General features: G+C 33.2%; 23 protein-coding genes. 3 read left to right on the plus strand and 20 right to left on the minus strand.

Annotated features, from left to right (window positions below; all coding sequences use genetic code 11):
• The 3 genes from ASE21_RS06630 to dusB all read left to right on the plus strand — a co-directional run bounded on the left by ASE21_RS06630 (nucleotide 1) and on the right by dusB (nucleotide 4,095).
• A complete protein-coding gene (locus ASE21_RS06630) occupies nucleotides 1-1,668 on the plus strand; it encodes a C45 family autoproteolytic acyltransferase/hydolase (RefSeq protein WP_057121819.1) in 1,668 nt (555 codons plus the stop codon).
• Complete coding sequence (locus tag ASE21_RS06635) at nucleotides 1,665-2,954, plus strand: phenylacetate--CoA ligase family protein (protein WP_082603443.1); 1,290 nt, start codon at nucleotides 1,665-1,667, stop codon at nucleotides 2,952-2,954. The genes ASE21_RS06630 and ASE21_RS06635 overlap by 4 nt, the downstream gene beginning before the upstream one ends.
• A gap of 148 nt (nucleotides 2,955-3,102) precedes the next feature.
• Nucleotides 3,103-4,095, plus strand: coding sequence for a tRNA dihydrouridine synthase DusB (gene dusB / locus ASE21_RS06640; RefSeq protein WP_057121821.1), 993 nt, complete (start codon nucleotides 3,103-3,105; stop codon nucleotides 4,093-4,095).
• Nucleotides 4,096-4,140: 45 nt separating this feature from the next.
• Here dusB and ASE21_RS06645 read toward each other — a convergent pair whose 3' ends face one another.
• The 20 genes from ASE21_RS06645 to ASE21_RS06740 all read right to left on the minus strand — a co-directional run bounded on the left by ASE21_RS06645 (nucleotide 4,141) and on the right by ASE21_RS06740 (nucleotide 24,045).
• Entirely contained in the window at nucleotides 4,141-5,568 is a 1,428-nt protein-coding gene (locus ASE21_RS06645) for an MATE family efflux transporter (RefSeq protein WP_057121822.1), read from the minus strand.
• 171 nt (nucleotides 5,569-5,739) lie between these two features.
• The gene (locus tag ASE21_RS06650; protein WP_057121823.1) at nucleotides 5,740-6,939 is read right to left on the minus strand and encodes an ABC transporter permease; all 1,200 of its coding nucleotides are present in this window, start codon (nucleotides 6,937-6,939) and stop codon (nucleotides 5,740-5,742) included.
• A 1-nt stretch (nucleotide 6,940) separates the two neighbouring features.
• Nucleotides 6,941-7,333, minus strand: a complete 393-nt coding sequence (rbfA, locus tag ASE21_RS06655) for a 30S ribosome-binding factor RbfA (protein WP_057121824.1) — start codon at nucleotides 7,331-7,333, stop codon at nucleotides 6,941-6,943.
• Between the two features lie 95 nt (nucleotides 7,334-7,428).
• Nucleotides 7,429-8,682 (minus strand): murein hydrolase activator EnvC family protein, encoded by a 1,254-nt coding sequence (locus tag ASE21_RS06660; RefSeq protein ID WP_057121825.1) that lies wholly within the window; start codon nucleotides 8,680-8,682, stop codon nucleotides 7,429-7,431.
• A 24-nt stretch (nucleotides 8,683-8,706) separates the two neighbouring features.
• Nucleotides 8,707-9,486 (minus strand): DUF4292 domain-containing protein, encoded by a 780-nt coding sequence (locus ASE21_RS06665; RefSeq protein ID WP_057121826.1) that lies wholly within the window; start codon nucleotides 9,484-9,486, stop codon nucleotides 8,707-8,709.
• 12 nt (nucleotides 9,487-9,498) lie between these two features.
• Entirely contained in the window at nucleotides 9,499-10,848 is a 1,350-nt protein-coding gene (locus tag ASE21_RS06670; protein WP_057121827.1) for a tetratricopeptide repeat protein, read from the minus strand.
• A 41-nt stretch (nucleotides 10,849-10,889) separates the two neighbouring features.
• Nucleotides 10,890-11,906 carry a sugar phosphate nucleotidyltransferase gene (locus ASE21_RS06675; RefSeq protein WP_057121828.1) on the minus strand — a complete coding sequence of 339 codons (1,017 nt, stop codon included), beginning with the start codon at nucleotides 11,904-11,906 and terminating at the stop codon, nucleotides 10,890-10,892.
• Nucleotides 11,907-12,036: 130 nt separating this feature from the next.
• Nucleotides 12,037-12,471, minus strand: coding sequence for a dUTP diphosphatase (gene dut, locus ASE21_RS06680; protein ID WP_053472973.1), 435 nt, complete (start codon nucleotides 12,469-12,471; stop codon nucleotides 12,037-12,039).
• Between the two features lie 29 nt (nucleotides 12,472-12,500).
• The gene (locus tag ASE21_RS06685; protein WP_057121829.1) at nucleotides 12,501-13,961 is read right to left on the minus strand and encodes a lipopolysaccharide biosynthesis protein; all 1,461 of its coding nucleotides are present in this window, start codon (nucleotides 13,959-13,961) and stop codon (nucleotides 12,501-12,503) included.
• A 93-nt stretch (nucleotides 13,962-14,054) separates the two neighbouring features.
• Entirely contained in the window at nucleotides 14,055-14,501 is a 447-nt protein-coding gene (locus tag ASE21_RS06690) for a GNAT family N-acetyltransferase (protein ID WP_057121830.1), read from the minus strand.
• Between the two features lie 589 nt (nucleotides 14,502-15,090).
• Nucleotides 15,091-15,951 carry an ATP synthase F1 subunit gamma gene (gene atpG, locus ASE21_RS06695; RefSeq protein ID WP_057121831.1) on the minus strand — a complete coding sequence of 287 codons (861 nt, stop codon included), beginning with the start codon at nucleotides 15,949-15,951 and terminating at the stop codon, nucleotides 15,091-15,093.
• A 90-nt stretch (nucleotides 15,952-16,041) separates the two neighbouring features.
• On the minus strand, nucleotides 16,042-17,619 hold the full coding sequence (gene atpA / locus ASE21_RS06700) for a F0F1 ATP synthase subunit alpha (RefSeq protein WP_057121832.1): 1,578 nt from the start codon (nucleotides 17,617-17,619) through the stop codon (nucleotides 16,042-16,044).
• A 39-nt stretch (nucleotides 17,620-17,658) separates the two neighbouring features.
• Nucleotides 17,659-18,192: an ATP synthase F1 subunit delta gene (atpH, locus tag ASE21_RS06705; RefSeq protein ID WP_057121833.1), complete on the minus strand. Its 534-nt coding sequence runs from the start codon at nucleotides 18,190-18,192 to the stop codon at nucleotides 17,659-17,661.
• A gap of 4 nt (nucleotides 18,193-18,196) precedes the next feature.
• On the minus strand, nucleotides 18,197-18,697 hold the full coding sequence (locus ASE21_RS06710) for a F0F1 ATP synthase subunit B (protein WP_057121834.1): 501 nt from the start codon (nucleotides 18,695-18,697) through the stop codon (nucleotides 18,197-18,199).
• Nucleotides 18,698-18,815: 118 nt separating this feature from the next.
• A complete protein-coding gene (gene atpE / locus ASE21_RS06715) occupies nucleotides 18,816-19,007 on the minus strand; it encodes an ATP synthase F0 subunit C (RefSeq protein ID WP_053472986.1) in 192 nt (63 codons plus the stop codon).
• Nucleotides 19,008-19,106: 99 nt separating this feature from the next.
• Nucleotides 19,107-20,258 carry a F0F1 ATP synthase subunit A gene (gene atpB, locus ASE21_RS06720; RefSeq protein ID WP_057121835.1) on the minus strand — a complete coding sequence of 384 codons (1,152 nt, stop codon included), beginning with the start codon at nucleotides 20,256-20,258 and terminating at the stop codon, nucleotides 19,107-19,109.
• A 118-nt stretch (nucleotides 20,259-20,376) separates the two neighbouring features.
• A complete protein-coding gene (locus ASE21_RS22230; protein ID WP_057121836.1) occupies nucleotides 20,377-20,769 on the minus strand; it encodes a DUF6168 family protein in 393 nt (130 codons plus the stop codon).
• Between the two features lie 58 nt (nucleotides 20,770-20,827).
• Entirely contained in the window at nucleotides 20,828-21,052 is a 225-nt protein-coding gene (locus tag ASE21_RS06730) for an AtpZ/AtpI family protein (RefSeq protein WP_057121837.1), read from the minus strand.
• The gene (locus ASE21_RS06735; RefSeq protein WP_057121838.1) at nucleotides 21,033-21,431 is read right to left on the minus strand and encodes a polymer-forming cytoskeletal protein; all 399 of its coding nucleotides are present in this window, start codon (nucleotides 21,429-21,431) and stop codon (nucleotides 21,033-21,035) included. Before ASE21_RS06735 ends, ASE21_RS06730 begins: the two co-directional genes overlap by 20 nt.
• Nucleotides 21,432-21,435: 4 nt before the next feature.
• Nucleotides 21,436-24,045: a tetratricopeptide repeat protein gene (locus tag ASE21_RS06740; protein WP_057121839.1), complete on the minus strand. Its 2,610-nt coding sequence runs from the start codon at nucleotides 24,043-24,045 to the stop codon at nucleotides 21,436-21,438.
• Nucleotides 24,046-24,088 lie beyond the last annotated feature (43 nt).

Raw genomic sequence — 24,088 nt, forward strand, 5'->3', positions numbered from 1 at the left:
ATGAAAAACCGAATTTTTATTTTTTCCCTTATCGGTTTTTTACTGTTGTTCGTTTCTTGCGGAACATCAAAATCAATGCGTCATAAACCTGATATTTCGGGCTATAATTCGGCGAAACCAGTCGTTATAAAAAAATCTGATTCTGTTTTTATTTCAGGAAAAAATTCCCTTTCAAAAAATAAACAAGGACTTTGGGAATTATATGTTGAAGGCGATCCGATGGAAATTGGTCTCAATACCGGAGCTTTGACAGATTCGCTTTTAAAAAATCAGCAGCGGATTTTCTTCTCCAAAATAAAAGATTTTATTCCGTCTTCTTTCCAGCAGAAAATCCTTCGTCAGTTTCTGAAATGGTACAATCGAAAATTATATTTGAATGTTCCCGAAGAATATCAAACCGAAATTTATGGCGTTTCAGAATATAGTTCGGATGAGTTTAATTACATCGCGCCAAAATATCAGCGCGGTTTATATCTCCACGGAGCGCATGATATTGGTCACGCTTTACAGGATTTGGCGTTGGTTGGCTGTTCGTCTTTTGCTGCGTGGCATGAAAAATCTGAAGATGGAAATTTAATTCTTGGACGCAATTTTGATTTTTATGTAAATGATGCTTTCGCAGAAAATAAAATCGTGGCGTTTATAAATCCGAAAGAAGGTTATAAGTTAATGATGGTAACCTGGCCGGGAATGATTGGCGCCGTTTCCGGAATGAACGAACAAGGTTTAACCATCACAATTAATGCATCAAAATCTAAAATTCCGTTAATTGCCAAAACTCCGATTTCGATTTTGACCCGCGAAATTTTACAGCACGCCGCCACTATTGATGAAGCAATTGCAATTGCAAAAAAAAGAAAAGTATTTGTTTCTGAATCTATTATGGTAGGAAGCGCCAATGACAATAAAGCAATTTTAATTGAAGTTTCACCAAAAAAAATGGACATTTACGATGTTTCAAACAGCGGCCAGTTAATTTGCTCGAATCATTTTCAGGGACAAGTTTTTAAAAATGATAAACGAAATCAGGAACAAATTCTCAACAGCCATTCTGAATATCGTTTTGAAAGAATGCAGGAACTTCTGGCAGAAAATCCAAAAGTAAATCCTGAAATTGCATCAGAAATTCTCCGAAATAAAAATGGTTTAAATGATATTCCGCTTGGTTATGGTTCAGAAAAAGCTTTAAACCAATTAATGGCACATCACGGAATTATTTTTAAACCAAAAGAAAAACTGGTTTGGGTTTCTGCAAATCCGTATCAACTGGGAGAATTTGTCTGCTATGATTTGAATTCAATTTTTAAGGAAAGAAAAAAAGAAGACGTATTATCTTTTCAAAAAGAAAATTTAAATATTGCCAAAGATCCTTTTATTGAAACAGCAGCTTTTCGTGATTATAAAAAGTTTAAAATTGAAGACCATAAAATAGATTCTTTTTTAAAGAATAAAGAAGCCGTTTCTTCAGAGTTTATCCAAAACTATCAATCTCTAAACCCTGATTATTGGGTTGTATATTATAAGACAGGATTGTACTTTTACCAAATAAAAGATTTCCAGCAGGCGAAGTTTAATTTTGAAAAAGCTTTGACCAAAGAAGTTACGACACTTCCTGAAAAACAAAAAATTGAAAAATATTTAAAAAAAATCAAAAGAAAATTAAAATGATTCCAGCAATAGAAAAAGATTCTTTAGAAGAAATTAAAATTTTTCAGGAAAAAAAACTTTCGGAACTTTTAGAATATATAAGTCAAAATTCTCCGTTTTATAAAAGGCTTTTTGCAGGTCAGAATATTGATGTTTCAAAAATTAAAACTTTAGAAGATTTACAATATTTGCCGCTTACTACAAAAGAAGATTTACAACAATATAATGATGATTTTGTATGCGTTCCGCAAAATAAAATTATCGACTATGCCTCTACTTCGGGAACTTTAGGCGATCCGGTAACTTTTGGTTTAACCGATTCTGATTTGGATCGTCTGGCTTATAATGAAGCCATTTCTTTTGCCTGCGCCGGAATTGCCGAAGGTGACATCGTGCAGTTGATGACCACAATTGACAGAAAATTTATGGCCGGTCTGGCTTATTTTTTAGGTCTTCGAAAATTAAAAGTCGGTGTGATTAGAGTTGGAGCAGGAATTCCGGAAATGCAGTGGGATTCTATTTTAAAATACAATCCGAGTTATTTAATTACAGTTCCTTCGTTTTTATTAAAGCTGATTGAATACGCCGAAATTCACGGAATCGATTATAATAATTCGAGCATCAAAGGCGCCATTTGTATTGGGGAATCTTTGAGAGACCAGGATTTCTCAATGAATATTTTATCGAAAAAAATAACGGATAAATGGAATATTAAGTTGTTCTCCACTTATGCCTCTACAGAAATGAGCACTGCTTTTACTGAATGTGAACATGGAAAAGGCGGACATCATCATCCGGAACTTATTATTGTTGAAGTTCTCGATGAGAATAATCTGCCTGTAAAAAATGGTGAAACGGGCGAACTTACTTTTACCACTTTGGGCATTGAAGCGATGCCTTTGCTTCGTTTTAAAACTGGAGATATTGTACAGCTTCATAACGAACCTTGTGCCTGCGGAAGAAATACGCTGCGTGTTGGTCCGGTTATTGGCCGCAAAAAACAAATGATAAAATATAAAGGAACGACTTTATATCCGCCCGCAATGAATGATGTTTTAAGCGGATTTGACAATATTGAAAATCACATTATTGAGATTTCTACAAATGATTTAGGTACTGATGAAATCGTGATAAAAATTGCAGTAAAAAATCAAACACCTGAATTTCTGCAGGAAATTAAAGATCACTTTAGGGCAAAATTAAGAGTGACCCCAAAAATAGAATTTGCCTCAAAAGAAATTCTGAATCCTTTAGTTTTCAATCCTATGAGTCGAAAACCAATTCGGTTTTTTGATTACAGATCTTGATTTTAATTTGCTAAGATACTGAGATTCTAAGGTTCTACTTTTTCTTTTTTATAATTAAACAAGGATAAAAACTCAGAACCTTAGCATCTTAGAACCTAGAATCTTTTTAATTGAACTAAATGTTGTAATTTTGCAAAAAATAATGAAGATGGTCAAGATTGGCAACATAGAATTACCCGAATTTCCTTTATTACTTGCTCCGATGGAAGATGTGAGCGATCCGCCGTTTCGCAGATTATGCAAAACCCATGGTGCTGACATGATGTATTCTGAATTTATTTCATCGGAAGGATTAATTCGTGATGCTATCAAAAGCCGAATGAAGCTGGATATTTTTGATTACGAACGTCCTGTTGGAATTCAGATTTTTGGTGGTGATGAAGAAGCAATGGAACTTTCGTCTAAAATTGTTTCTACTGTAAAACCGGATTTGGTAGATATAAATTTTGGATGTCCCGTAAAAAAAGTAGTCTGCAGAGGTGCCGGAGCCGGAGTTTTAAAAGATGTTGATTTAATGGTTCGTCTGACTAAAGCGGTTATCAAAGGAACTGATCTGCCTGTTACGGTAAAAACACGTTTAGGCTGGGATGAAAATTCTATTAATATTGACGAAGTTGCTGAAAGACTGCAGGATATTGGAGTTCAGGCTTTAACAATTCATGCCAGAACCCGTGCACAAATGTACAAAGGACATTCTGACTGGTCGCATATTGCCCGCGTAAAAAATAACCCAAGAATTACAATGCCTATTTTTGGAAACGGAGATATCGACAGTCCTGAAAAAGCTTTACACTATAAAAACGAATACGGAATTGACGGTATTATGATTGGTCGTGCTGCGATTGGTTATCCGTGGATTTTTAACGAAATCAAGCATTTCTTTAAAACGGGCGAACACTTGCCTGCCCCAACGGTTATTGATCGTGTTGAAGCCGCCAGAAATCATTTAAAATGGTCAATGGAATGGAAAGGCGAGCGTTTGGGAATTGTCGAAATGCGCCGTCATTATACCAACTATTTCAAAGGCATTCATTCTTTCAAAGAATTCAAACAAAAATTAGTTACGACTGACGCTCCTGAAGATTTATTTGCCATCATGAAAGAAATCGAACAGGTTTATGCAGGATATGAATTTGTTTAAAACATAAAAAAGACCTTCTAAATTGAAGGTCTTTTTTTATTATAATTATACCTGAACGCGTTTCCACTTCCCTCTTTTATAAAAAAAGATTCCAGCTAAAGTGATAGCCGTTTCTGCTATAGGAATGGCGATAAAAACTCCGGTTGGACCCATATTAAAATGTTTTGCCAATACAAAAGCTAAAGGAATCTGGAACAGCCAAAATCCGAAGAAATTAATTCCCGTTGGCGTCCACGTATCTCCTGCTCCATTAAAAGTATTAATCAAAACCATCCCAATTCCGTAAAAAATAAATCCAATACTCATAATCTGCAGTGCTTCAACTGCAATGGATTTTACCATTTCATCATTTGTAAAAAATGAAATAATATATTTTCCGAAACAAAGAGTAATTATCATGATTGAAAACATGAAAATAACATTATATCTTGCTGTGGTATAAACTGATTTTTCGGCACGCTCAATTTGTTTTGCTCCTAAATTCTGTCCAACTAAAGTTGCCGCGGCATTACTTAATCCCCATGCCGGAAGAATAAAAAACATCATAATTCTCAATGCTGTCTGATAACCTGCAGAACCATGATCACCACCCGTTGTTGCTACTAATTGTGCTAAGAAAATCCAGCTGCAGGAAGCAATTACAAATTGTAAAATTCCCGGAGCTGCAATTTTTACTAAAGCTTTTATCTGTTTGAAATCCGGAGCGAAATAGGCAATTTTAATTTTTAAAATACCATTTCCAAAAAACAAATGATACACTTGATATAAAACACCAATACTTCTTCCTATAGATGTTGCTAAAGCAGCTCCAATTAATCCGAAAGCAGGAATTGGTCCAAGACCGTTAATTAAAATCGGACATAAAATGATATTGCAGATGTTAGCGATCCAAAGACTTTTCATTGCAATTGCAGCATTTCCGGCCCCGCGAAAAATTCCGTTTATTAAAAACAAAAGCATAATGCATAAACTGGAACCAATCATTATTTGAGTAAATCGGTAACCATGTTCAGCTGATTCTACTGACGAACCCATTAAAATCAAAATATCTTTTGCATAAATAATTCCGAAAATACTCAGCATACTATTTACTGCAAAAGCAATAATGATAGCCTGCATTCCGGCTTTTGCTGCAGCAATTGGATCCTTTTCTCCAATTCGTCTGGCTACAACTGCAGTTGCCGCCATGCTCATTCCGATCGCTAATGAATATATAATTGTCAGGACTGACTCTGTTAAGCCAACAGTTTGAATAGCAAAACTGCTGTGCTCCAAATGTCCAACAAAATACAAATCGACCAGAGCAAAAACCGATTCCATCATCATTTCTAAAACCATCGGAATGGCTAATAGAATTACGGCTTTTTTTATGCTTCCGGCAGTATAATCAAATGATTCGTCTCCTTTTAAGGCTTGTTTTAATGTGGTAAAAATTTTAGAAAAGAAGCTTTTCTTTATAGTTGTTTCTGTCATGATATATTAGGATAAATGATAAAATTGGTTCAGATGTTATGATCTGAACTAAAAAATAAAAACGTAAGTATCCTAAATTATTCTAAAAAATAAAATTAGGATTAGGCAGAAACAATCATATGCTGTAGTTTTTCAAGGCGGTAAATATAAGTAATATTTTGAAAGAAAAAATTAATCCAATAATTTTTTACTCACACGGCTGCTTGCAATAAGTGAAGCAACAAATCCGAGAGAGATAATAGTTGTCATTACGATCACCACATTTTCTAATGTAAAAACGACCGGATAGGCCAGAGTGGGCGTAATCATTATAAGCTCAAATTGCTGCTGCAGAATTACTAAAATAATCCCCAGCCCAAGTCCTATCAGACCTCCAAAAATACTTAACAAAGTTCCCTGAAGCAGAAATATTTTTCTGAGATTATTGATTTCTGTTCCAAGATTAAAAAGGGTTTTAAGGTTTCCTTTTTTATCTAAAATCATCATAATTAATGCCCCGACTAAGTTAAAAAGGGCTACAATAATTACGAGTGTAAAAATTAAATAAACTGCAATGTTCTCGGTATTAAGCATTTTATATAAAGACTCGTTAAGCTGGGCTCTGTTTTTTAAAGTAATTTTATTATGAAAGATTTTTTCCAGCTGTGTTTTTACCGCATTTTCATCTGCGTTTTCTTTCAATTTAAACTCAAGTCCTGAAATTTGATTGGGTTTATACATCAGTAATTCCTGTGTTAAACCTAAATCTGCAAATACATATTTAGAATCCAGATCTTCGCTGATTGAATAGATACCAACGGGTAAAACATCTGTTTTATTAAATGCCTCCTCAGGATTTTCAATGGCCCCTTTTCCGGGTTTTGGAGCAAATATCTGTAATGGATTTTCAAAATCAAGAATCCCCATCGAAAAATCCTGTGCTATTCCGTAACCGATAACAACCTGATAAGAATCTGGTTTTAACCATTGTCCGTTAAAAAGCTTTTTTTTAATGTCGTTTACAACAGGATAAATACTATCAACTCCCTTTAAATAAGTAACATGCTGTTTGTCTTTAAATAAAAACAAAACACGTTCTTCAATGATTTTTGTGTAGGAAGCAACACCTTCAATTTTTTTAATCTGATTTTCTTCTTGCGGAGAAATTAAGAATGATTTTCCATAAGTACTTGTCATCTTTAAATCCGGATCAATCTCGTTTGTAAAAGAAAGACTGAAAACTTTTAATCCGCTGAAAACGGACAGCACTACAAACAAAGCCATTGTACCAACAATAATTCCCAGGCTGGCAATTAAATTGATGATGTTAATAGCGTTATTTTTACTTAAACTAAAAAGATAACGTTTGGCTATGTATAATGGGAAATTCAATTTATGATTTTCTTCTTTTTTCTAAAAGATCACGGTTTTCAATCGGGTTTTCTTTTCCAGCTAAAGCATTGTCGATTTTTTCGATATAATCTAAAGAATCATCGATAAAGAAAACCAAGTTTGGCACACGGCGTAATTGTAAACGCACACGCTGCGACAAATCATGTTTTATTAAAGTAGTATTTGATTTTATTCCTTCTAAAGTTTCTTTTGCTTTTTCCTGAGGAAAAATGCTTAAATATACCGTTGCCACAGATAAATCTGAGGTTACACTAACTTTGGATACTGAAATTACCAAATTGCTAACTCCATTTTTTCGCACTTCACCCTGCAGGATGTCAACCAAATCTTTTTGAATGACGCTGCCTATTTTTTTCTGTCTATTTGTTTCCATAGTGCAAAAATACTATTTTTAAATTCATTCGGTGCAATTTTTCATAATCAACAATTTCATCAATAAAAAAAGAGCTTATTCAGCTCCTTTTTTTATTATCTCTTTTGCAACCAATTTTCAGGATCGGAGTTTGTTGTATTTTGAAGAATCAAAAATTTGATTATCGTTTTTCCGGTATCGCCGCTGGTTCTTACTTTTCCAATATTTTGTTTAATTGAAACTTTTTCGCCTTTGCTTACAAATACTTTGCTAAGGTTTTGATAAACGCTGAAGTAATCTCCATGCTGGATCATCACTACGGTATTTACCGGAGATAAAACCATTACACTAAAAACTTCGCCGGCAAAAACGGCTCTTGCACTTGCACCATCTTCTGTCGTAATCTCAACTCCGGAATTGTGTACAGAAATTGAAGGATATAAAGGATGGGGCTGATCTCCGTAACCTAAAGATATAAATCCTTTTTCTACAGGCCATGGAAGCCTTCCTTTGTTTGCTTTAAAGTCAGCCGCTAAAACTTTATCTTCCGGCGTCATTGCAATTTTAGAAGATGAAACCGGTGCTTTTGAAGCTGTCGAACCAGGATTTTCTTTTGCTTTTTCTGCTGCTGCTTTTCTATTTGCTTCAGCAATTGCTTCACGAATTAAACGATCAATCTGCCTGTCGATTCTTTTCGATTCACTTTGTTTGGATCTAATATCTGCAGCAATTCTGTTTTTATCTTTTTTAATAGCATTAACCAGTTTTTGCTGTTCCTTTTTTTCTACTTCTAAACTCTGTTTTTCTTTTTGATTTTCAACAATAATCTTTTTCTTAACCTGTCTTTGTCCGTCTAACTTTGCATTGTATTCTACTAATTGTGCGCTTTTATCCTGAATTTCTAAACCTTGGTTTTTTCTAAAAGCTGTATATTGTTTTAAGTATTGTGCTCGTTTGTACGCCTGTAAAAAACTTTCTGAAGACAAAATAAACATAGCCCTGCTCTGCTCAGAACGGCTTTTATATGATTTCAGGATCATTTTTGCATAATCTTCTTTTAATACTGCCAGTTCTTTTTTTAGTTTATTAACCTTAACTTGATTAATATACATATCGTTGCTTAAAATTCTTTCCTGCTTTGCTGTTGTGTTAATCAGTTTTTCTTTAAGCTTGATTTTGTTTGCCTGAATTAAATATTCGTTTACTGCTGATTTTTCTTTTTTTCTTACAGACTGCAGCATTTTTTCATTGTCTTTAATTTCCTGTAGAATCTGCGCTTTGCGCTGTTCAAGTTTTTCTTGCTGCGAATCTTGTGCCCAGACAAAAGTCGTAGCGCAAACAAAAATTAGGCTTAGGAGAAATTTTGGCATCTTTCTATTTTTCTTTTTGCAAATTTACTTAATTAAAACTTTTTTATAACCGCCCGGCACACTATACGGAAAAGAAAGTTCTTCGTTGAATGAAATATTATTATAATTCAAATTAATATTGGTTGTTCCTTTTGGCTGAACTGCATTAATTATCAGCGTTGTTGGAATCGTTCCCTGATTGAATGTTTTAGCATCAGCATAATTGATTTCTAATTTTCTGTTTTCAGACGGCTGAGAAATTTCTTCTTTTTGTACTAAATATTTTTCAGGATCCAGATAAAATGCTTTTTTGATATTTTGATCTTTTTCATCTTCTAATTTAAAAAGATTCTCTACAATGGTCTGCGTGTAATTTCCTTTTCGTAAATCGTCGAAGGCTTCTCCAATAAGTAAATTTTGTACTTTATTATAGTCCAATTCAGTTCCGAGCCATTTGCTCAAACTGCTAAAATCTCCTTCATAATATGTGCTGTTTATTTTTTCGTAATAACTTACGGCTGTTGGTGTTATTAAAGCTTTTGCCATTGTTATTCCTAAAAAACGAACGCTTATTAAAATTTGTTTGTCTTTTTCGATTCTTATCTCTGCCGTAACATTTTGACTTTGTTTCTCATCAGTATATTTTGCACTTGCTTTAATATATAAGGTCGAAAAATCCAGTTTGTTTTCGTAATGTTTCTCTATTGCTTTGTTGTCTTTTTTAGCGATAACTTCAGTTGCCGCATTGTTCTGTACAGCAACGGCTTTTGATTTACAAGAAATCACAAAAACTGACATTACTGCGATTATAATATATTTTTTCATCGTATGTTCTCCTTACTTCTTTTGTTTTAATAATTCATTTGCCTTCAAAAAGTATTCCTCTTTTTTCTTAGCATCTCCTAATCCATTATACGCCTCTCCAAGTTGAATATTAAAATTTGCTTCTAATTTTTTGTCGTCAACAACATAATCTAATCCCATTTCTAAAACGGTTTTTGCATTTTTAAATTGCTGAAGCTGATTACTGCCCAATCCTGCATAGTAATAAAATTGAGGCTGACTCGGATAAACTTCAATCATAGTCATGGCTCTTTTTGTCATTGGCGCAAATTGTTTTGCCAGAGCGTAAGCATCGAGCAAAAGCAGATTAGTTTCGCGATCTGTATCTGAATTGGTCATTAAATCTTTTTCGTAATATTTAATGGCATTTTCAAATTGGTTTTTGCTGTGATAAAATTTTCCAATTTCTTTTGCAACATCAACCTCTTTATCGTTGTCAAAATATGAAATGGCTTTTTCAAGATCCGCAGCGTACTGTGGATTTTTATTGACATAAATCAAAAATTCATTTAAAGTACGGTGCTTTATTTTTGAATCAATTTTTGAACTTGACAAAATAACATTCATCGACTTAATTGCTTTATCTGTCTGATTTGCGTCTAAATATCCTTTAAAAAGACTAACCTGCGCCCATTCAGAATTTGGAATTTCCTTCGCTAACTGTTTTGCAACATCAAGAGCTTTGTCTGTTTCTTCCGATTTTGAGTATAAAAAAATCAGATTTACATAATTGGATTCTTCTTTCGGATTCTTTTTAATCTGATCAATCAAATTTGAAATCTCGGCATTTTGATATTTCCCTTGTGATAAAATCTGCATTTTATAACGATCCCGATCTTCAGATTTGCCGAATTTATCATTCATTTCATTAATCGCTGTAAGTGCTTTATCATATTGATTTGTAAGCATATATAACGATATTAAATCGTCTTTATATTCTTCGTCAAAAACAATAATTTTCTGAATCGTTTCTATCGCAAGCGGATAATTTTTGGTTTCATAACTTACATCGTAAATACCTAACCAATACCATTTATTTTTTGGATTTAACTGCGTGGCTTTTTCAAAAGCGTTTTGGGCATTTTGATATTCTTTCAGCGCCAGATAATTTTTTCCAACTTCAAAATAAGCGACAGCATCAGAAGGTTTTATTTTAATACATTTTTCTAACGAAGCTATGGCTTTATCATAATTTTCGATTCCTTTTTGTTTCAAAGATTCGTAAAAAGCATCCTGATAATCATCTGGTGCCAAAGCAATATCTTCCGGTTCTGTTTGTGCAGAAACCGAAGCTGAATTGCTGAATAAAGCAAAAAATAAAATTATCAAAATACCTTTTTTCATCCTTTTTTATGATTTCATTTTATTCAAAAATGAATCGGTTTTTATTCTAAAACTGAATAATCTCCAATGCTGATACTTGTAAACTTACCATCATAACTAACATGATTTCCTATCATTGCATTATCTAAGTTAGCATTTTTTATTTGAGAATAAGTCTGTATTAAGCTATTTTTAATAGAACTGTCAATTATCTGGCAGCCTTTTCCAACAGAAACATTTGGTCCGACTGTTGTGTTTTTCAGCACAACATTTTCTCCAATATAACATGGCGGAATAATTGTTGCGTTTTCTAAAGTTACATTGTAATCTACCAAATGCTCTCCGTCGTTATGCAAAAACCCAAGCATTCTGGAGTTCGTTTCTACGGTAACATCTTTGTTTCCGCAGTCCATCCATTCGTCTACACTTCCGGTTTTAAAAACTTTTCCGTTCGCCATCATGGCTTTAATTCCGTCGTTGATTTGATATTCTCCTCCGTTTTGAATATTATTATCTAAAACGCCCTGAAGTTCTTTTTTAAGATCTCCTACTTCTTTGAAATAATAAATTCCGATGACAGCAAGATCACTGACAAACTCTTTTGGTTTTTCAACCAATTCTATAATTTCGTTATTCTGATTAAGTTTTACAACTCCAAAAGCTTCCGGCTGATCTACTTGTTTTACCCAGATTACAGCATCTGCAGAAGGGTCAAGTTCAAAGTCAGCTCTGATTAAAGTATCCGCGTAAGCGATAACAGCAGGACCAGATAAAGAATCTTTTGCACACATAATGGCATGACCTGTTCCTAAAGGTAAATCCTGACGGTAAATTGAAGCTTTTGCTCCTAAACCTTTTGCCAAATCCTGTAAACTCTCGACAACATCATCTCCAAAAAATGCTTCATCTCCAAGAATAAAGGCAACTTCTTCGATTGGCTGTTTTAATATTTTGGCAATATCTTCAACTAAACGGTGAACTATTGATTTTCCTGCAACTGGAATTAATGGTTTTGGAACTGTTAATGTATGTGGACGAAGTCTTGATCCGCGACCCGCCATTGGAACGATTATTTTCATGTAATTCTATTTTATATGTGAAGATGAAAATCTTCTGTTTGGTTAGTTCAAGTTTTAAATACAAAATCCGTAAATATTTACGAAAATTTAATTATTTTAAGTACAGTAAAAACTGAAAACTGCGACTGAATTATTTCACTCCTGTACTTCCAAATCCGCCTGCTCCTCTTGATGTTTCAGTAAGTTCTTCCACTTCAATCCACTCTGCTCTTTCGTGTTTGGCAATAATTAATTGTGCTATTCTTTCACCGTTTTCGATTACAAATTCTTCATTTGATAAATTAACTAAAATAACACCTATTTCTCCTCTGTAATCAGCATCGACAGTCCCTGGAGAATTCAAAACTGTTACTCCTTTTTTTGCTGCCAATCCGCTTCTTGGCCTTACCTGTGCCTCGTAACCAATTGGTAATTCAATAAAAAGACCAGTTTTTACGATTGTTCTTTCTAAAGGTTTTAACGTAATTGGCTCTGTAATATTGGCACGCAAATCCATTCCTGCAGAAGCTATAGTTTCGTAATTTGGTAAATCGTGTTGTGATTTATTGATAATTTGTATTTTCATTTTTATTATAAAAGATTAAAAAAGCACAATTACTTTCTATTCATTATTCCTTTGATTGTGTCTTTTTCGTTGTGATAAACAAAGTACATAAAGCCTAATAATAACGGAATTCCAACGAAATAATTTTCTCTGAATCCATAAAATGAAATAGCAGAAAATAAAATGGAAATTCCTAAATAAGCTGAAATTTTATTCATATCATAAGGTATCGGATAAAATTTATTCCCTAAAACATATGATATTAACATCATGCTTCCATATGCAGAAATTGTTGCAATTGCAGAACCATAATAACTGTATTTCGGAATTAAAAAATAATTTAAAACCAAGGTTACAATTGCACCAACAATTGAAATATAAGCTCCAATTTTTGTTTTGTCTGTTAACTTATACCAAACTGATAAGTTATTGTAGATCCCTAAAAAGAAATTTGCCAGAATAATTAACGGCACTACTTTCATGGCTTCCCAATAAGATTTATTGTCAAGCAAAAGATATTTCAGAATGTCTGCAAAAACGATTACTCCTAATAAAATTAAAGAACCTAAAATCACAAAATATTTTGTAATAACGGCATACGTCTGCGGCGCATTTTCATTTTTTGCATGACTGAAAAAGAAAGGTTCAATTCCTAATCTGAAAGCTGTTGCAAACAAAACCATAAATAATCCTAGTTTGTAACAAGCAGAATAAGCCCCAACTTCAGATTTTGCAAGATTTTCCGGAAGTAAATATCCCAGTAAGATTTTATCAAAATGTTCGTTAACTGCAAATGCAAGTCCGGCCACTAAAATTGGAAGTCCGTATTTCATCATTTTTTTCCAAAGTACGGGATCGAATTTTCGTCCAAGCGAAAGATAATTGGGAGAAAGAACTATAAATGTTGCTAAACTTGCCAGAAGATTGGCGATGAAAATATAAGCAATCTGAAAATTTTCTACATATAAATTATCCCACACAGAATTAGGATTTGATGCGGCCAATTTTGGGAGATACATTAAAAAGAAAATATTCAATATTAAATTGATCACAACATTCCCAATTTTGATTGCGGCGTAAACCATAGGGCGCTGATTTGCTCTTAATTTTGAAAACGGAACCAAAACCAGTGCGTCTAAAACTAAAATCCAAACCGAATACGTAATATACTGCGCATCAACTTCTGCCCAATTTGCTAATGTATTTCTAAAAATTAAAGCTGCAAATAAAAATCCAATAGAGGACCAAAATATAGATATTGTCGAAGTAGCTATAACATTCTTCTTGTCTTCTTCGGCACTGTAAAATCTAAAAAAAGCCGTTTCCATTCCGTAAGAAAGAACTACGTTAAAGAACACCATCCAAGACAAAACAATTGAAACTTCTCCGTATTCTGCCGTTGGTAAAATACCTGTATATAATCTGACCAATAAAAAACTGAGCATTCGTGGTAAAACGGTTGCCAGTCCATAAATCGCAGTTTGCTTGAATAGATTTTTATATAATCCCAAAATAATTCATAATAAAGTTCGTGAAACAAAAATAACCAATTCTTTGGTTTATTAGAGATTTTGAAGGTTCAATAAAAAAAGTTAGTGAGAATTTTATCTTGTAAATTTATTTTCATCTAAAACTTTTACAAAATGAAACCCTTTTGGATAATAACCCTGGTTGTAATAAAATCGATGTGCACCAAAATTTCCTGTAAATGCATCCAGAACAATACTGCTGCATCCTAAATGCTGTGCTTTTTGTTCTATATAACTAGTCAGCATTTTTCCAATTCCTTTAGATCGATATTCCGGATTTACTACAAAATTATCGATTTCAAGATATTTCCCGGTCCATAATTTTGTAGCTGACCAACAGCCTGTAATTCCCAAGCAAATATCATTTTCAAAAACACCAATCTGTATATAATTATGAGGTAACATTTCTACAAGAAATGATTGATATTTTTCTGAAGAAATATTTGGATATAGAAATCTGATGGTATCAATCTGCATCAGCATTTCTTCTATTGTTGTTAATTCTCGTACCTGTAAAGCCATTTTGATTGAAATAGAACTCAAAAATACGTAATCTTTTTGTAGAAGTTATATAATTAACAGATAGTCACATGTGAAATATATAAATTAAGGCAGAAAATTATGTAACTATTTTTCTTCAGTGTTTTCCTAAATTTGTTTCACAGGGATTGAGAAAGCTAAATACAACCCTTATAAAAAAGGAAGCACTGGGACTGATAAAGCTTGTTTGTTCCCATAAAAGACAAAGCACAAGGGATTGATTCTGCTGTATTGTAACCCTAATAAAAACAGAGCATTGGGACTAATAAAGCTAGTTTGTTCCCATAAAAGACAAAGCACAGGGATTGATTCTGCTGAAATGTAACCCTTAAAAAAACAGAGCATTGGGATTGATAAAGCTAGTTTGTTCCCATAAAAGACAAAGCTACAGAGTGATAAAATCTGTGTCAATAATTTTATAAAATGGTATGGATTCTCAGTTTTTGGGTAAATTGAGAATCACCATTTTATAAATTTTCTTGTTTATAGACATTCTTAAAAAAGAAAACTTCCAAAAAAAAATAGCCGACAAATATTTGTCGGCTATTTTTTTTTATATCATTAAAATTGACTATCCATTTAAAGCTTCAGCACCACCAACGATCTCTAAAATTTCGTTTGTAATAGCTGCCTGACGAGCTTTGTTGTAAGTTAATTTTAATTGGTTTCTCAATTCTGTAGCGTTATCAGTTGCTTTGTGCATTGCTGTCATACGTGCTCCGTGTTCTGAAGCAAAAGAATCTCTAATACCTTTGTATAATTGTGTTTTTAAAGACTTTGGAATTAAAGTCAAAACAATTTCTTCTTTTGAAGGTTCGAAAATATAATCTCCTGCAGAAACTGACACATCAGATTTAATTGGCGCTAATGGCAGAAATTGCTCTGTTTGAACAATTTGCGTAGCAGCGTTTTTAAACTGATTGTAAATTAATTCAATTCTGTCATATTCTCCGGCTAAAAATCTTTCAGTCAAATTATCTGCAATTCCGGCAACATTTTCAAAAGTTAAATGATCAAAAATTGCATTATGGTGACCGTGAACTTTATGTGTTTTAGTCAAAACATCATTTCCTTTTTTACCAATAGCAAAAACATCAACTTGTTTCCCTGCATAAAAATCTGTACGATTCTTAACTTCTTTAATAACATTTGAATTGAATGCACCACATAAACCTCTGTTTGAAGTTATAGCAACAAGCAACACTTTTTTTACTTCACGTTGAGTTGTGTAATCTCCTCCTACTTCACCTTCAAGTGTAGCAGATAAATTTTGCAATAACTCCGTTAATTTCTCGGCATAAGGGCGCATCGCAGTGATTGCATCTTGTGCTTTCTTAAGCTTTGCTGCAGAAACCATTTTCATAGCCGATGTAATCTGCATCGTCGATGAAACGGAAGTAATTCTATTACGGATTTCCTTTAAATTTGCCATCTATTAATTAGAAAATGTGACAATTTGAAAATTAGATAATTAGAATAATGATTAAACATTTTCTAATTATCTAATTTAACAATTATCTTATTAGTTATATTTTGCTGAAATTTCTTTTGCTGCTTTTTCGATAACGTCAGTAATAGAGTCGTCTAATTTACCAGCTTTCAACGCGTTAAGCGTATCTTTATGCTTAGTGTTTAAGTAAGCTAAGAAATCAGCTTCAAATTCTTTTACTTTTTCTACAGGAACGTTTCTTAATAAGTTTTTAGAACCAGCGTAGATAATTGCAACTTGGTTTTCAACTGTATAAGGATCATTTAGACCTTGTTTCAAGATTTCAACGTTTCTTTTTCCTTTTTCAATTACGTTTAAGGTAACAGAATCTAAGTCAGAACCAAATTTAGCGAAAGCTTCTAATTCACGGAATTGAGCCTGATCTAATTTTAAAGTTCCTGAAACTTTTTTCATTGATTTAATCTGAGCATTACCTCCAACACGAGATACAGAAATACCTACGTTAATCGCAGGACGAACTCCTGAGTTGAACAAATCTCCATCAAGGAAAATCTGACCATCTGTAATAGAGATTACGTTTGTTGGGATATAGGCAGAAACGTCACCAGCCTGAGTTTCGATAATTGGTAAAGCAGTTAATGAACCTCCACCTTTTACGATAGGTTTGATAGACTCTGGTAAGTCGTTCATGTTTTTAGCAATTCCGTCATCAGCAATTACTTTACAAGCACGCTCTAATAAACGAGAGTGTAAGTAGAAAACGTCTCCAGGATATGCCTCACGTCCCGGTGGTCTTCTTAATAAAAGAGAAACCTCACGGTAAGCAACAGCTTGTTTAGATAAATCATCATAAACGATAAGTGCCGGACGACCAGAATCTCTGAAATATTCTCCAATTGCAGCACCTGCGAAAGGAGCATAAACTTGCATTGGAGCTGGATCAGAAGCATTAGCAGCAACGATAACTGTATAAGCCATTGCTCCTTTTTCTTCTAACATTTTTGCGATTCCTGCTACAGTTGAAGCTTTTTGTCCAATTGCAACATATATACAGAATACAGGTTTTCCTGCATCGTAAAATTCTTTTTGATTTAAGATTGTATCGATACAAACAGTTGATTTACCTGTTTGACGGTCACCAATTACAAGCTCACGTTGTCCACGACCTACAGGGATCATAGCATCAACTGCTTTTACTCCTGTTTGTAATGGTTCAGTTACTGGCTGACGAAATACAACACCAGGCGCTTTTCTTTCTAAAGGCATTTCATATAGTTCTCCACCAATTGGCCCTTTTCCATCAATTGGAAAACCAAGTGTGTTAACTACACGTCCTACCATTTGCTCACCTACTTTAAGAGAAGCAATACGTTGAGTTCTTTTTGCAGTAGATCCTTCTTTAAGTCCAGTAGATGGTCCTAAAAGCACAACCCCAACATTATCTTCTTCAAGATTCAATACGATACCTTCCATACCGTTATCAAATTCTACTAACTCACCATATTGTACATTAGACAGCCCGTAAACACGAGCAATACCGTCTCCAACTTGAAGTACTGTTCCTACTTCCTCTAGCGTAGCACCAGATTCAAAACCTTCTACTTGCTTTCTTAATATTGCTGAAATTTCAGCAGGTTTGATTTCCGCCATCTTAATTTATAATTTAGACACTTTTTTGTGTTATAAAAACTAATTACTTAACTCTCTTTTTAATACTTGTAATCTGTTTGCAACAGAAGCATTATATTGCTTGTCACCTATTCTTAAAATAAATCCGCCAATAATGGAAGGATCTACAACATTTTCAATTGTAATTTTTTTATCTGACAGAGTTGCGATTTTAGCTAAAACTTTAGCTTCCAAAGCTGCATCCATAGGAACTGCAGTTGTAACTTTTGCTGTTTCAACTCCATTGCTTTCATCGTATACTTTAGTATATTCTGATGCAATTGCTGCTAAAATTTCAAATCTTTTATTTTCAAATAATAAACGAAATAAACCTTTTGTTACATCATTTACACTACTGAAAACTTCTAAAAGAGCACTTTGTTTTATCTCTACCGTTGTTGTTGGGTTTTCGATAAATGTACTCAATTCTTCATTGGTTTCAATTGCAGAAGCAATTGATTTCATATCGTTATTGACAGCTTCGGCAACACCTTTAGAGTTTGCTAAGTCTAGAATTGCTTTTGCATAACGAATTGCTGCTCTTGTACTTGCCATAATTTTAGTTTAACTTTACGTCACCTAACATTTTCTCTACTAATTTAGTTTGAGATTCTTTGTTAGATAATTCTTCTTTCAATAATTTTTCAGCAATACTCAATGAAAGAGTTGAAACCTGAGATTTCAATTCAGCCATAGCAGCATTCTTTTCGCTTTCGATTGCAGCTTTAGCCTGTTCGATCATTTTTTGACCTTGAGCCTGTGCTTCGTTTTTAGAATCAGCAATCATTTTCTCTTTCATTTCGCGAGCTTCTTTTAGCATAGCATCACGTTCTGCACGAGCTTCGTTTAAAATTCTTTGATTATCTGCCTGAAGATTTTCCATTTCCTGTCTTGCATTTTCAGCAGAAAGTAATGCATCTTTAATACCTTGCTCTCTTGTATTTACTGCGTCAAGAATAGGTTTCCAGGCAAATTTTTTCAACAAAAATATTAATCCAACAAATATTAATACTTGCCAAAAGAACAAACCGAACTCAAACTGATTTATTAACTTATCCATTATATATGATTATAAATTTTATTTTTTGTCTAACTCAACTGCCGTAAAGCAATTTCAATGTTTTAATTTAAACAATAGTTACAACCAACCGTTGTAACTATTGTTTTTTGTGTTTTAATTAAGCTGCGAATAACGCTGCGAAACCAATACCTTCAATAAGTGCAGCTGCGATAAGCATAGCTGTTTGGATTTTTCCTGAAGCTTCTGGCTGACGAGCGATAGCGTCCATTGCTGAACCACCGATTCTACCAATTCCTAATGCTGCTCCGATTACGATTAATCCTGCTCCTATGAAATTTAAACCGTTCATATAAATATATATTAAAAATTAAACATTCAAATTTGATTGTCGATTTTAGAATTTAGGTTTTAGATTGATTATCTGAAAACTACATTCTGAAATCTAATATTAATGATGCCCTTCCTCTTCGTGGTGGTGCTCTTCTACTGCCGAACCAAAATAAAGTGCAGACAGCATTGTAAAAATATAGGCTTGTAAAAATGCTACTAAAATCTCTAGTATAGAAAGTACAAATGATAATCCGAAAGATAATGAACTTCCAATCCAGCTTTTAAAGATAAACATTAATCCGATGATACTCATTAATACGATATGACCTGCAAAAATATTTGCGTACAAACGAATCATTAATGAGAAAGGTTTAATAAAAACTCCTAATAACTCAATTGGCGCCAAAATAATTCTCATTGGTTTTGGAACTCCCGGCATCCAGAAAATGTGACCCCAGTAATTTTTGTTTGCTGAAATATTTGTTATTAAGAAAGTAATAATTGCTAAAGAAAATGTAACTGTGAAGTTTCCTGTTGCATTAATACCAAGTGGTGTTAAACCAAAGATATTTAAAAACAGTACAAAGAAAAAGATAGTTAACAAATAGCTCATGTATTTTTTATAATGCTTTTCTCCAATGTTTGGAATAGCAACATCATCACGGATAAAAAGAACTAATGGTTCAAAAAATCTTCCAACTCCAGAAGAAATCCCTCCGTTTTTAGCATATGATTTTGCCAGGCTTGTAAATAACCAAAACATTAATAAAGCGGCAGCCATAATAGAAAGTACCGTTTTTGTAATTGAAAAGTCTAACGGACGAACATTTGTTGGATGACCTGTAGCTTCATCTTCTGTGATTTTTCCAGAAGCATCTGTTCTGTAAATTTTACCATCGTGATGATTGATAGCGTAAAAATTTCCATTTGATTCTGCTGCTTCGTGACCGTGGTGAAATTTTGAAGAAGAAAAAATATGAAGTCCATTATCCCAAAGAATTACTGGTAATGGAAAACCATAATGTTTACCCGTTTCATCATCCTGAAATAAAGTAAAATCATGAGAATCTAAAACGTGGTGACCAATAAATGCTTTAATCTTAGATTTAACATCTGTCGGCTCAGCATGCTGCCCTTCTGCAGCACCTTCATGGACTGCTTCAGTTTGAACATGCGCTGAGTCCTTTTCTGTATTTGAAAAGCTCATTAGTGGAAGACAAGCTACTAAAGCTGCAAGAATAAATCTGAGTGGTTTGTTTGAAATCACCATATCGTGGAAAATCTTATTTTTTTAAGTTTCTAAAATTTGGTGCAAAGGTACATTTTTTATTAATATTCAAAAGGATATGAAAAATTATTTTTGAACCTTGTTTTACAATATCGCAATTTTAACGCTTTTCATTTAGTAATCGGGCAGTTAAAATCGTCTCAAATAACAAAAACAAAATAAATGTTATAAAAAAATTGATTTTTTCAACAGAGACGTTATGAATCTTATCTGATAAAATCGGCTTCAAAAATGCATAAAGGAAAAACATTTTGAGAAAAGTACCGCCCATAAAAAACATTCCGATACTGTCGAATTTGTCTTTTTTAAACTTTAATATAACTATTAATATTAAGGTAGAAAAAAACAGAAAAATCAAATACAGTAATTCTAAGCTGTAGTGAAAATTTTCATCGTTAATATTCAAAAGTAAAAATGCTCCTTTATGCAAAACAAAGGAAGCAATGGCAAGGGTAAATAAATAAAGAAGGAGTTTGTAATTTTTTAAAAACATCTTAAATAATCTTTTTGCAAAGATGCAATATTTATTTCTAGTCGTTTTTAAACTTAAATTACTTTTTATTGATTTCGTTTACCTGCCGGATCACATTATATAAAGCCAGTGCAACACCAACCATAACCAGTATCTTGTTATAGTACACTTTATCACTCGGGTGATTTTCGTCAAGCCAGCTTCCTAAATAAGAAAACAGAAAAATAATAACACCCATTTGTATGGGAATATTAATGAGTGCTATCCATTTATTTCTTTGGTTCTTATTCGGTTCCTTTTCCATCTTCTAACATTATTACCTGATTCGAATGTGCAAGCATTGTACATGTTGCTGTAAAATCTGCGCCTGGTTCTATAGAAAGTTTTCCAACAGCAACTTCGCCGTGAATTTTTGCAGCTGCTTTAATATTAAGAACTTCAAGTACTTTAATTTTTCCATGAAATTCTCCTTCAATATCAGCGTGGTTACAAATGATTTCTCCTTTTACAACGCCTGTTGCTCCAATGACCAATTTTCCCTGCGATGTAAAATTTCCAATCAATTCTCCATCAAGTCTAAAATCAGCTTTTGAGACAATGTCTCCTACAATAGAAGTTCCTTCAACAATTCGGTTTGTTTTTCCTAAAAGTTCTGTTCCGTTTTTTTTTACTTTGTCAAACATTATATTATGGGTTTTTTGGGGCGAGGTAGGCGTCGAGATTCTTTTTAATTTGAACCACTTTGTAATTATCAGTTGACATAATTATTGAAGGATGTGCAATTTTATATTTTTTGTCATCTTTTAAAACTCCGGCAACATCTCTGGCATATGCTTCCGATTTTAAACCATGAATAGCCACAAAACTTTCTGTTCTATTGTATTTATCAAAGGATGTTGTTAATCTTTCAAAATTTTCGACTAACAAAAATACTCTAATAGCTTCTTCAATTTGTTTAAGCGTTTTAGAATCGTTATTTGGAACTAAATATAAAATTTTCCAGTTTTTATTGTCTGCTGTTGTAAAATTTAATCTTTCTAAAGCCGGAACTTGTTTTTCAAGAATCTCTCTGGCATTTTTACCTTCGTCACTGTTAGGGTAATTATCCGCTACATTTTCTAATCCTTTTTTATAGGCTTCTAATCCGTTTACTTTTCCTAAAGTATTTGCTTTTAATAATTCATATTTCGAAACGATATCATCTCCGGAATATTGATTGATTAAATTGTCAATATTATCCAGAACAACATCAAATTTTTCTTCCTGATAAAGTTTATACCATTTTTGATATTCTTTTTCCGGCGATGCTATATCTTCTGAATTTGCATTGTTTAAAATCTGGGCATATCTTGAAGTTGGATAATTCACCGTTATATCCGATTTTATTCTGGCTGCTTTTTCCGGATTTGTTATTTGGTATATTTTATACAAATTGTACATCGCTGGCAATACCAGTTTTTCTTCTGGGTTATTTTTTAATAACTGCTCCAGCTTGTCGCTTGCTAAAGTATATTCTTTAAATTTTTCCTTATATATAAGACCTAGCTGATAATACGCAAAATTGCGTTCTGTACCAATACTATCAATTGCTTGTTTTGTTTTTGGAAGCTGTTTTTCATAAAAAGCCGTTGTATATTTTTCAACAACAACTGTATCTGTTACTTTATTTGCGTCTACCTGATTTAGACTATCATTGAGCATTGCGGCATCGTTTACAGATTTTATTGCAGATAATCTCCAGTTTCCGCCAAGAGTTCTGTTACCCCACATTTTTTTAAACTGCAGTTTTCCATAAGCAACCGTCGTTGGGTTATAAAAATAGAATGTACTCGCTGCGTCATTTCCAGATGGAGGCCGGATTCCGTCATCAAGTCCTGCAGGCTTTCCTAATGAGTTTGGATTTATTGCTGCCGGCGCGTTCGAAGCATTTGTGTTTCGGTCAATATTGGCCATTTTCTCTTTTTCCTTTTCTTCCTGAATTCGTTTCGCTTCGTCTTTCTTTTTAAGTTCTGCTATATAACTTTCAAAATAAATTTTTCTTTCAGAATCCGGTAATCCGTATACTTTAATAATACTGTCATTGCGTTTTGCAATTGCTTCGTATTTAATAACGTTGTCGAGATTTTTTCTGTTTTTTTCAATAAAAGTATATTCTCTTGTTTTTGGATCTAACTTGGTCAATGTACTGTCATAATATTTGGCAGCCATTGTATAATCTGTATTTTTAAAATACATATTTCCAATATTTCGATATGCCGAAGCCATTAAATAAGGATCTTTAGATTTTCTGCCCAAAGACTTATTGTAGAATTTCATTGCGTTTTCCTTGTCCTTCTTTTTATCATAGAAAACTCCCATTTCATAAAAAAGCACATCATAATAAGGACGGTTTTCACGATCTGCAACTAACTTATTATAGGTCTTTAAAAAAATGGTGTCATTACCATTTTCATAATCATACATTTGAGCTTTTTTTGCATAAGCATGCATCATGTATTTTCTGTCGGCTTTACGGTTCATATCGATTACACCATCATAATAATATGCAGCGCTGTCTTTTTTGCCGGCTTCCTGATACATTTGTCCGAGTATAAATTTATATCGGGCGCGATCTTCGTTTATTCTCGAATATTCCTCAGCAATCCTTAGTTTGGCAACGGCGCTGTCCCTTTCTTCTAAATTCAGGAAAGCTTCGGCCAATAAGGCATTGGCATCAGAAAATGTTTGCTTATTTAAATCGGTTTTTTTTAATAAAAGATTAATATTCTTAATTACAATTGCATCATTTCCTAAACGCATATTGGTTTTTTCGCGCCAGATTTTTGCTGTGTAAATATTACTGCTGTTTGGGTATTTATAAAGAATATAATTGAAGGCTTCTAATGCCGGAATAAAACGCTGATCATAATATCTCGCTTTTCCAAGCATTAAATATGCTTCATCGATTTGGTAGTTTCTTTCTCTTCCACCAATATTCATGGAGTGTTTCTGAATCGCCTTTGTCGCTTTTGTTTCTGCTTTTTCGAAATCAGCATTTTTGGCTTTTTCCCCTTCTGAGAAATTTTCATCAAACTGCATTTTTTCAATCGGAAGAAGTTTCCAGAAATTATCCTGGTTATTGGCCTGAATTGAAAGTAATCCTTTTTCCAAACCAACTCCTCCATTATACAAAATGTTATATTTTGTGCTTAATGCATGAGAATTTCTGTTCACAAAAGTATTATTCTTGGTAGAACAAGCTATCAAAAAGAAAAAAAGCGTGAGAAAAAAACTATATTTAAGAGTATTCTTTTTCAATAGAACTGATTTTAAAGCATTAACTTCTAAAAAGCATTTTTAG

It is taken from the genome of Flavobacterium sp. Root901 (genome assembly GCF_001429765.1).
Classification (GTDB): Bacteria; Bacteroidota; Bacteroidia; order Flavobacteriales; family Flavobacteriaceae; genus Flavobacterium.

Excerpts from the sequence above, each read along its gene's own strand:
- ASE21_RS06630 (WP_057121819.1), top strand. The coding sequence starts at position 1 with ATGAAAAACCGAATTTTTATTTTTTCCCTTATCGGTTTTTTACTGTTG.
- ASE21_RS06635 (WP_082603443.1), top strand. The coding sequence starts at position 1,665 with ATGATTCCAGCAATAGAAAAAGATTCTTTAGAAGAAATTAAAATTTTT.
- dusB (WP_057121821.1), top strand. The coding sequence starts at position 3,103 with ATGGTCAAGATTGGCAACATAGAATTACCCGAATTTCCTTTATTACTT.
- ASE21_RS06645 (WP_057121822.1), bottom strand. The coding sequence starts at position 5,568 with ATGACAGAAACAACTATAAAGAAAAGCTTCTTTTCTAAAATTTTTACC.
- rbfA (WP_057121824.1), bottom strand. The coding sequence starts at position 7,333 with ATGGAAACAAATAGACAGAAAAAAATAGGCAGCGTCATTCAAAAAGAT.
- ASE21_RS06660 (WP_057121825.1), bottom strand. The coding sequence starts at position 8,682 with ATGCCAAAATTTCTCCTAAGCCTAATTTTTGTTTGCGCTACGACTTTT.
- ASE21_RS06665 (WP_057121826.1), bottom strand. The coding sequence starts at position 9,486 with ATGAAAAAATATATTATAATCGCAGTAATGTCAGTTTTTGTGATTTCT.
- ASE21_RS06670 (WP_057121827.1), bottom strand. The coding sequence starts at position 10,848 with ATGAAAAAAGGTATTTTGATAATTTTATTTTTTGCTTTATTCAGCAAT.
- ASE21_RS06675 (WP_057121828.1), bottom strand. The coding sequence starts at position 11,906 with ATGAAAATAATCGTTCCAATGGCGGGTCGCGGATCAAGACTTCGTCCA.
- dut (WP_053472973.1), bottom strand. The coding sequence starts at position 12,471 with ATGAAAATACAAATTATCAATAAATCACAACACGATTTACCAAATTAC.
- ASE21_RS06690 (WP_057121830.1), bottom strand. The coding sequence starts at position 14,501 with ATGGCTTTACAGGTACGAGAATTAACAACAATAGAAGAAATGCTGATG.
- atpG (WP_057121831.1), bottom strand. The coding sequence starts at position 15,951 with ATGGCAAATTTAAAGGAAATCCGTAATAGAATTACTTCCGTTTCATCG.
- atpA (WP_057121832.1), bottom strand. The coding sequence starts at position 17,619 with ATGGCGGAAATCAAACCTGCTGAAATTTCAGCAATATTAAGAAAGCAA.
- atpH (WP_057121833.1), bottom strand. The coding sequence starts at position 18,192 with ATGGCAAGTACAAGAGCAGCAATTCGTTATGCAAAAGCAATTCTAGAC.
- ASE21_RS06710 (WP_057121834.1), bottom strand. The coding sequence starts at position 18,697 with ATGGATAAGTTAATAAATCAGTTTGAGTTCGGTTTGTTCTTTTGGCAA.
- atpE (WP_053472986.1), bottom strand. The coding sequence starts at position 19,007 with ATGAACGGTTTAAATTTCATAGGAGCAGGATTAATCGTAATCGGAGCA.
- atpB (WP_057121835.1), bottom strand. The coding sequence starts at position 20,258 with ATGGTGATTTCAAACAAACCACTCAGATTTATTCTTGCAGCTTTAGTA.
- ASE21_RS22230 (WP_057121836.1), bottom strand. The coding sequence starts at position 20,769 with ATGTTTTTAAAAAATTACAAACTCCTTCTTTATTTATTTACCCTTGCC.
- ASE21_RS06730 (WP_057121837.1), bottom strand. The coding sequence starts at position 21,052 with ATGGAAAAGGAACCGAATAAGAACCAAAGAAATAAATGGATAGCACTC.
- ASE21_RS06735 (WP_057121838.1), bottom strand. The coding sequence starts at position 21,431 with ATGTTTGACAAAGTAAAAAAAAACGGAACAGAACTTTTAGGAAAAACA.